Origin of the sequence: Rhizobium sp. CF142, from assembly GCF_000281145.1 — a bacterium.
GTDB lineage: Bacteria > Pseudomonadota > Alphaproteobacteria > Rhizobiales > Rhizobiaceae > Rhizobium.
Window position 1 is genome coordinate 1 of record NZ_AJWE01000064.1, and the last position, 8,449, is coordinate 8,449.

At 61.8% G+C, this 8,449-nt stretch carries 7 protein-coding genes; 1 reads left to right on the forward strand and 6 read right to left on the reverse strand.

What is annotated here, in order from left to right; all coding sequences use genetic code 11:
* The 6 genes from PMI11_RS15410 to PMI11_RS15435 all read right to left on the reverse strand — a co-directional run.
* A partial coding sequence (locus tag PMI11_RS15410) for a PhzF family phenazine biosynthesis protein (RefSeq protein WP_007818534.1) occupies positions 1 to 720 on the reverse strand: 720 nt, incomplete at its 3' end.
* 70 nt (positions 721 to 790) lie between these two features.
* Positions 791 to 1,540 (reverse strand): hypothetical protein, encoded by a 750-nt coding sequence (locus tag PMI11_RS15415; protein WP_007818535.1) that lies wholly within the window; start codon positions 1,538 to 1,540, stop codon positions 791 to 793.
* The gene (locus PMI11_RS15420) at positions 1,537 to 2,646 is read right to left on the reverse strand and encodes an endonuclease/exonuclease/phosphatase family protein (RefSeq protein WP_007818536.1); all 1,110 of its coding nucleotides are present in this window, start codon (positions 2,644 to 2,646) and stop codon (positions 1,537 to 1,539) included. The genes PMI11_RS15415 and PMI11_RS15420 overlap by 4 nt, the downstream gene beginning before the upstream one ends.
* A gap of 128 nt (positions 2,647 to 2,774) precedes the next feature.
* On the reverse strand, positions 2,775 to 3,794 hold the full coding sequence (locus tag PMI11_RS15425) for an ABC transporter ATP-binding protein (protein ID WP_007818537.1): 1,020 nt from the start codon (positions 3,792 to 3,794) through the stop codon (positions 2,775 to 2,777).
* The gene (locus PMI11_RS15430; protein WP_007818538.1) at positions 3,782 to 5,476 is read right to left on the reverse strand and encodes an ABC transporter permease; all 1,695 of its coding nucleotides are present in this window, start codon (positions 5,474 to 5,476) and stop codon (positions 3,782 to 3,784) included. Before PMI11_RS15430 ends, PMI11_RS15425 begins: the two co-directional genes overlap by 13 nt.
* A 7-nt stretch (positions 5,477 to 5,483) precedes the next feature.
* The gene (locus PMI11_RS15435; protein WP_007818539.1) at positions 5,484 to 6,461 is read right to left on the reverse strand and encodes an ABC transporter substrate-binding protein; all 978 of its coding nucleotides are present in this window, start codon (positions 6,459 to 6,461) and stop codon (positions 5,484 to 5,486) included.
* Between the two features lie 206 nt (positions 6,462 to 6,667).
* Here PMI11_RS15435 and PMI11_RS15440 point away from each other — a divergent pair, with 206 nt between their 5' ends.
* Entirely contained in the window at positions 6,668 to 8,443 is a 1,776-nt protein-coding gene (locus tag PMI11_RS15440) for a CASTOR/POLLUX-related putative ion channel (protein WP_007818540.1), read from the forward strand.
* Positions 8,444 to 8,449 lie beyond the last annotated feature (6 nt).

The window sequence follows — 8,449 nt, forward strand, 5'->3', positions numbered from 1 at the left end:
GGCGGCTGCGGAGCCGGTGGCAGGGTCCTCGGAAATGCCGATGCCGCTCGCAAACATGCGGGCATGGAACTTGGCGACATGGTTCACGCCGCCGCGGCAGTAGATATAGGCCGAGGCGAGCGCGCCATCGACGAAGGGCACCGTCTTTTCCCAGAGCTGCGGATCAAACTCCAGGCGCTCTGCCGCGCCGACATCGTGGACCGGCACCATCAGGAAGGGAACGCCGGCACTCCAGATCGACGGCACGTGATTCTCGAAACCGATCTCCGTGGTCTTCAGCGACAGCGCGTCGGCGATGCCGAGCTTGTCGAGCGGCAATGGTATCTGTTGGGATTTGCGCGGCAGGTCGAATTCGGCAAAGCTTGCCTCGCCTTCCCGCAACCTAACGGCGCAGCGCACCGGGCCGACATTTTCTTCGAGCACCGACACGAGATCGAGTGTTCCCGCTCCATGCGCCTTCTCCGCCAGTGCAATCGCCGTACCGACAGTCGGATGGCCGGCAAAGGGCAGTTCGCGGCCGGCCGTGAAGATGCGGATACGCGCCGTATAGGCGGGATTGTTGGCCGGCTGTACGAAAACCGTCTCGGATAGATTGGTTTCGCGGGCGACCGCCTGCATCGCCGCGTCGTCAAGCCCCTCGCCGTCAAAGATCACGGCCAGCGGATTGCCGGCAAGTTTGGTGTCGGTGAACACGTCATAGACGCTGTAGCTCAACGCCACATTGGCCTCCTTGAATCGGTCATCGAGCCGCCAACCTGCCCGACAGCACACGCAAGTGCAAGCTTCAGGTCTACTTGCCCGCGAAATACCAGTCGATGATCGGCAGCATCGCGACATTGTAAGGCTGTGCCTTCGGATCGGCCGAGCGGATCGCAACCGCGCCGGCAATTTCCTTGTCCTCTGCGACCAGCATATGCGCGCCGATGGAATCGACCATCTCGTCTGCTGTCATGTCGAAACGGAAGAGCTTGAACAGCGAGACGGAACCGCGCACATGGCCCGCATAGAGCCCCTCGCCCACGATGGCCTTGTCGAGATCCAGGCCCGTCTCCTCCATCACTTCGCGGCGCATATTGCTGTCGATATCGCAACGCCCGTCCACGACATCTTCAGGTTCAAGCGAGCCGGCGGCGAAATAGACCTGACCCGGATTGGCCGTATGCGCCCCCATGCGGATAGCGACCAGCGCCCCATCGGAGGATTCGAGCACCGGATAGGAAAAGAGATGAATGGCGCCCTTCCGGTCCGGCTGGCGTCGCCACCACATGAAGGCCGAGAAAGGCGCAATATAGGCCTCACCCGCAATTCCGGCCTCGGACAGTTTCAGCCGGTGCTGCAACACCAGCCGACCATCGAACAGTGCTGGATTGGCAGCGATTTCCCGCTCCCAGTTCTCGCGGATATCAGCCCTGTTGGCGACGACCAGCGGATGCTCGCCCTCGAGCACGCGCAGATCGGCGCCGGCAATGGGAAATACCGTGCGTTCCGGCGGAAAGGCCGAAAGGTCTTCTGAAAGAGTCTCTGAAAAGCGAAGTGTCATAAGAGATCCAATGTCATGACGACGGGGCAATGGTCGGATGCCTTCGGCCTGTCCCAGCCGGTGCGCGGGTAACGCTCCACCTGCTGCCCCGGCGGGAAGATGGTGCGGTAGGGCTGTCCGTGGCGGATGATTTCGGGGATGCGCTTGGCGTTAGTGGCGGCAAGTGCCGGCGATATCAAGAGATAATCGAGCTGGCAGAGCCACTGCTCCTCCGGCCCGCGCGAATGATAGAGCGTCCAGCGGTCGAGCGGCTCGCGGCGGCGCACGACGTTTTCGGCAAACCCGTCCTGGCTGAAGACATCGAGCGCGCTTTCGGGCTCATCCTGATGCTCGAACCGGTAGCCCGTGCCGCGCCGGCCGATGACGTCGACCCGCTCCTGATAGTCGTTCATGTCGCCGCAGATGACGAAGTTCTTTTTCGCCGTATGCCCGGCGCCGAAGCGGTTCTCGATGATACGGCGAACGGCGCGCGCTTCCGCCCGGCGGATCGGCAGGGTCGATTGCCGCCCGTCCAGCCCCTCGCGCGGATTGCCCATCGACTTGAAATGCACGACATAGAGCGTCATCGGCACCCCGCCGATCCTCAAATCCAGTTCCAGGCAATCGCGCTTGAAGATCTTGTCGTCGAGCCGGTTGGTCTTGCCGATCTCCTCGTCGAAGAGATCGAAATCGCGATAGGTCACCATCGCATGGCTCTTGATATCCCTGAGCTCGATCTTCTGCCCGTCGCGCGTTTCCTCGCGCATCAAAACGGCGACATCGATGCCGCGGCTGTCATTGCCCTCGACCAGGTATTTCTGCCGGTAGCCGTTGCCGACCATGCGGTAGAGATAGCCATATTCGAAGGCCTGCAGGGCGGCCATATTGTCGATTTCCTGCAGGCAGAGAATATCGGCATCCGCATCTGCAATCGCCAGCGCCGTCATCTGCCTTGTATCGTCGGTCGAGGCGATTACCCGTGCCTGCTCCAGCTGCTGGTAGGTGCCCTCGTTGCTGACCTCGAAGAGCTTGATGACGCGGTCCTGCCGGAGCTGGTTGCGATAGCCCGTAAAATCGAAACGGGTGAGCAGGTTTTCGACATTGAAAGTGGCAAGGCGAAGCGACATCAGGCATTCCCGGTTGGATCGACGCCCATTACTAGAGCAATTCCAGCAAAAGTGTGCAGCGGTTTTGCGTCCGGAATCGCTTGAAAACAGTTAAAGTCGAATACGCGCTTCGAAAGGCCGTTTGTCCATCAGAGCCGCCAGCCGGCGCGTATGACGACATGCACCGCCTCATCAGGGACGACAGCCACGCGGCTATAGGCGCGCAACGCCTGGCCGTTGCCGAGCGTGAGCTTCACCGCATAACGCTCGCCTTCGAAGAGCACGGATTCGACGGTTGCCGGAGCCCCCTCGCTGCCGATAACAACATCTTCCGGCCGCACCAGAATATCCGCGCCGTCAATGTTGGCGGCATGCAGTGTTCCCTCTAGTTCGTCCCATTCGAGCTGGCGCTCACCGCTCATGACCGGCAGCGTGACGATCGCGCCTCGGCCGATCAGCCCGCCGACCATGCGCCCTTCCGGCCGCGCATAGATTTCCGCCGGCGGCGCCACTTGCAGCAGCCGCCCCTCGGACATGACGGCGACATCGGTTGCCAGCGCCATCGCCTCGCTCTGGTCATGCGTTACATAGATCATCGTTGCACCCGAGCGCTGGTGAAACTCGCGGAAGGTCTCCTCCATCTCCTGCTTCAGATGCCGGTCGAGATTGGCAAGCGGCTCGTCGAGCAGCACGACATCGGGCGATGTCACCAGGCAACGGGCCAGCGCCACGCGCTGCCGCTGGCCGCCGGAGAGATCGGCCGGCCTCCGCTCGGCATAATCGACGAGACGCACGGTCGCGAGCGCCTCTCTCACCCTGGCCTTGTAGGCCTCGCCCGATATGCCGCGAACTTTCAGCGGATAGCCGACATTATCGGCGACATTCATATGCGGCCAGAGCGCATAGGATTGGAAGACCATCGCCATGTTGCGTTTTTCCGGCGGCAGCGATTGCGAGGCATCTGCCAAGAGCCGCTCGCCGAGATGGATAGATCCGTCAGTCGGCGTCTCGAAGCCAGCGATCATGCGCAGCACCGTCGTCTTGCCGCAGCCGGAGGGGCCGAGCAGCGCCAGGAAGCCGCCCTCGCGTACATCGAGCGAAAAGCCGCTGACCGCAGCTCTGCCGGTGCCGAAATCCTTGGCCACCTGATTGAGGATCAGCTTCGCCATGGCACGACTCCCTTGGGTAGATGTTTCGCCAGAAGCTCCAGAAGCAGCATCATGGCGACCACCATGAAGACGACGAGCACCGACAGAGCCGAGGCAAGATCGGAACTGCCGCTGTCATCGAGATTGTAGATGGCGACCCCGAGCGTCTGCGTGCCCGCCGACCACAGCAGCGCCGAAATCGTAAGCTCGTTGCAGGCGATGAGAAAGACAAGGATGACGGAAGCACCCGCCGCCGGAGCAATCAGCGGCACGATGATATCCTTGAGCCGCCGGAAGAAGCCCGCGCCGGACAGCCTTGCCGCCTCCTCCAGCGCAGGATCGAGCTGATGAAAAGCGCTGACCACAGGCTTCAGGCTGACGGCGAAGAAGGAGGAGAAATAGGCAATCAGGATGATCCAGACCGTGCCGTAGAGCGTGACGTTCAGCAGCGGGATGGGTGCGGCAAAAACGAGGATGAAGCAGACCGCCATGACGATGCCCGGCAGCGAATAGGGTATTTCGACGAGGCTGGAGACAATGCGCGACAGCGTATCCTTGCGCCGCGTCAGCGCATAGGCCGCAAGCACCGTCACGAAGAGCAGGCCGACCGCCGCCCCGCTGGCCAGCGACAGCGAATTGATAAAGGCCGTGCGCGTCACCGCCTGCCGGAAGAGAATTTCCTCGAAGGCATGAAACGTCATGGTCTTGAAGGTGAGCGGCACGCCATAGGCCGGCACCAAAGCGCCCGCGACGAGCGCGAAGAAGGGCGCGGCCAGCATGAAGAACAGCACGATCCAGAGCAGCGGCGTGAAAACGAGTTTCCACCCGCCGAGCTCGAAAGCCGCCGTCGCGCCCGAAAGACCGATGACGCGATAATCGCGCCCGCGCAGCGCCCGATCCTGGATCGCCAGGCCGGCAACCGAGATCAGCGCGATGATGGCAGAGAGAAGCGCCACATCGCCGAAGGTGCGACCGGTAAAGGCGGTGAATTTCGAAAAAATCAGCGTCGGCAGCGTGAAGATCGAGGCCGGAATGCCGAGAATGGCCGGAATGCCGAAATTGCCGGTGCAGGAGACGAAGGAAATCGCCGCCCCCGCAATGACGCCCGGCAACGACAGCGGCAGGATGATGTCGCGAAAGACCCGCAGACTCGATGCGCCTGAGAGACGTGCCGCCTCCACCCCGTCGCGCGGCAGGGTCATCAATCCTGCCCTCAGCGCTAGATAGACGAGCGGCGCATGCTGCACCCCATAGAGCAACGCAATGCCTCCGACCGAATAGAGCGGCTGCGGCGACCCCAGCGGCGGCGCTATATGCAGCGCCTTCAGAAGCGGGCTCGACGGTCCCGACATCTGCACCCAGGCAAGTGCGGTCACCTGCGGCGGGATCATCATCGGCAACACGAAGAAGAAGCTGAGCGGCCCCTTGGCCTGAATATCCGTCAGCGTCAGCAGATAGGCGAAAGCGCAGCCGATGATGAGCGAGATAACAGTGCCGAGGATCGCCGTGACGATGGTGTAATAGACCGCCGACCAGACCATCGGGTCCGACAGAACCACCATGACGCCGCCATTGGCGAAAGCGGAAATGCCGACAACCGCGAGCCGCGCTAAGGGCAGCACGCTAAGGAAAAGCACCACTGAAACGATAAAAGGAAACAGCCAGACGGGCTGGCTGTTTCCTGGACGTACATAGCCCTGCATGGCTCTATTATTTCGAACCGAACAGATCCGTAAAGGTCTTCAGATCCTTGTCGGTATTGGCAAGCGCGTCAGCGGCGTTGATAGGCAGAACCTTGATCGTGTCGCGGGCCGGGAAGCCAACAGGCAGCTTCATGCCGTTGCGAGCCGGGATATACCCGAGCTTCAGGAAGCCTTCCTGGCCTTTCTCGGAGAGAACGTAATCGACGAACTTCTTGGCAGCGTCGACATTCTTGGCACTGGCGAGGATGCCGACCGGCTCGGTAACGGCCGAAACGCCTTCGCTCGGGAACACGAACTCGACCGGAGCCCCCTTGGCCTTTTCGCGGATCGGCAGGTAATCGACGACCACGCCGTAAGCCTTTTCGCCCGAAGCCACGGACTTCAGGACGACGCCATTGCCGCCGGAAGCGACCGCAGCATTATCGGCGAGCGACTTGTAGAAATCCCAGCCGAGATCAGGAACGGCGGCCAGCGTCTGGGCGTGAATGAGGGCTGCACCCGAAGCGAGCGGGCTCGGCATGGTGACGAGGCCCTTGGCTTCCGGCTTGGCGAGGTCCTTCCAGCTCGTCGGCTTCATTGCAGCCGATGTGTTGTACATGATGCCGGTGGTGATCAGCTTCGTGGAATAGTAGTAGCCGTCGGCATCAAAGAGCGAGGCGTCGTAATTGACAGCTTCCGGCGACTTGTAGGCGAGCAGCTTGCCGTCTTCCTTGAGACGCTCGAGCGTCACGACGTCGGCGATCAGCAGAACGTCGGCAACCGGGTTGCCGGCCTGGATCTCAGCCTGCAGCTTGGCCATGATCTTCGGCGTGCCGTCGCGCACCCAGTCGACCTTGATATCGGGATTGGCAGCCATGAAGCCGTCGACGGTCGCCTGCGCGTCTTCGTTCGGCTGGCTGGTATAGAGAACGAGGTTGGCAGCCGAAGCCGGGATGGCGAATAGGCTCGCGGCGAGAAGGGCTGCGGCGGAAACTAGAGTTTTCATGGAAGGAATCCTCGGATTGCGATGCCCCTCATTATTCGGGGTGCTTGACAGCGGTGTGACAGGCCGCCGCAGGAGCTGCACACCTATCCAGAACCTTCCTTGGTGTGGTGACGGCCCTTTCTGCGTGGGCAGTTGATCGTTTCAGCGATTTCTGGAATCGCCTTGAATACCGGCCTTCGCCGACCGATTCGAGGGGATCCCGAAAGATGAAATCGACGCCCTGGCGTGCGCGCCTGCGCTACCAGTTCGACAAGAGCATGGCCGCCGGCCCGATCGCGCTGATCGGCTGGCTCGCAGTGATATCGCTTGTGGTGATCGTCATCGCCGGCCTGGTGCTGGCAGTGACCGGCATTGCGCCCGATGGCAGCGAGCATATGAGCTTCGTCGAAGGCGCCTGGGAATCGCTGATGCGCACCATGGATGCCGGCACGATGGGCGGCGATATCGGCTGGCCCTTCCGCGGCGTCTCGCTGGTCGTCACCATATCCGGCATCTTCGTCTTCTCTGCCCTGATCGGCGTCCTGAGTTCGGGTCTCGAAGAAAAGCTCGACGATCTGCGCAAGGGCCGCTCGCACGTGCTGGAACACGACCACACGATCATCTTCAACTGGTCGCCCTCGATCTTCGACGTGATCTCCGAACTCGTCATCGCCAATGCCAGCCGCCGCCGTCCGCGCATCGTCATCATGGCCGCCAAGGACAAGGTGGAGATGGAAGACGAGCTTGCCGCCAAGATCAGCGATCTCAAGAATACCCGTATCATCTGCCGCAGCGGTGATCCCACCGATCTCTACGATATCAACATCGTCAATCCGCAGACCTCGCGCTCAATCATCGTGCTGTCGCCCGAAGGCGATCACGCCGATTCCGAAGTCATCAAGACGGTGCTCGCCCTCGTAAACGACCCCGCCCGCCGCGCAGCCCCCTACCAGATCGCCGCCGAAATCCGCGATGCCAAGAATGCCGAAGTGGCTGAAATCGTCGGCGGCAAGGAATTGCAGCTGGTGCTTGCCGACGACCTGATCTCCCGCATCGTCGCCCATTCCAGCCGGCAGGCGGGCCTGAGCGGCGTCTATTCCGAGCTTCTCGATTTCGACGGCTGCGAGATCTACACGATCGACCAGCCCGAACTCGCGGGCAAAAGCTTCGGCGCGGCCGTCATGATGTACGAGACATCGACGCTGATCGGCTTCTGCGACCTGGAAGGCAAGGTGCAGTTGAATCCACCGGCAAACCGTATCTTCCTGCCAGGCGAACGCGCCATCATCATCGCCGAGGACGATGCGGCGATCAAAAGCGGCACGGCAGAAATGCGCGTCGACCGCGATATCATCGTCGCTCCCGTGGCCCGGCAGACGAAGCCGGAGAGTACCCTGATGCTCGGCTGGAATCGCCGTGGTCCGATGATCGCCCATGAGCTTTCGCGTTATGTCGCGGCCGGCTCCACGCTGACCGTCGCCGCCGATACGCCAGAGCTGGAAGAAGAGGTTCGCGACCTTGCCCTTGCCACCGGCAACATGCGCGTTTCCTGCAAGGTGACGGATACGAGCAGCCGCACCGAACTCGACGCGCTCGACATCCCCTCTTTCGACCATGTGCTGGTGCTCGGCTATTCCGACCACATGGCGGCCCAGCCTGCCGATACGCGCACCCTCGTCACCCTGCTGCAACTGCGCAAGATTGCTGAAAAGGCCGGCCGCCATATCGGCATCGTCAGCGAGATGATCGATGTCCGGAACCGCGAGCTTGCCGCCGTCACCCGCGCCGACGATTTCGTCGTCAGCAACAAGCTGGTGAGCCTGATGCTTGCACAAGCCTCTGAAAACGCCCAGATGGCGGCGATCTTCAGTGAGCTTCTGGACGAGGACGGCTCCGAAATCTACATGCGCCCCGTCACCGACTATGTCGCCATCAACAGGCCGGCAACCTTCTACACCGTCTGCCTTGCCGCACTGCGCCGTGGCGAGGTCGCCATCGGCTAACGCCCG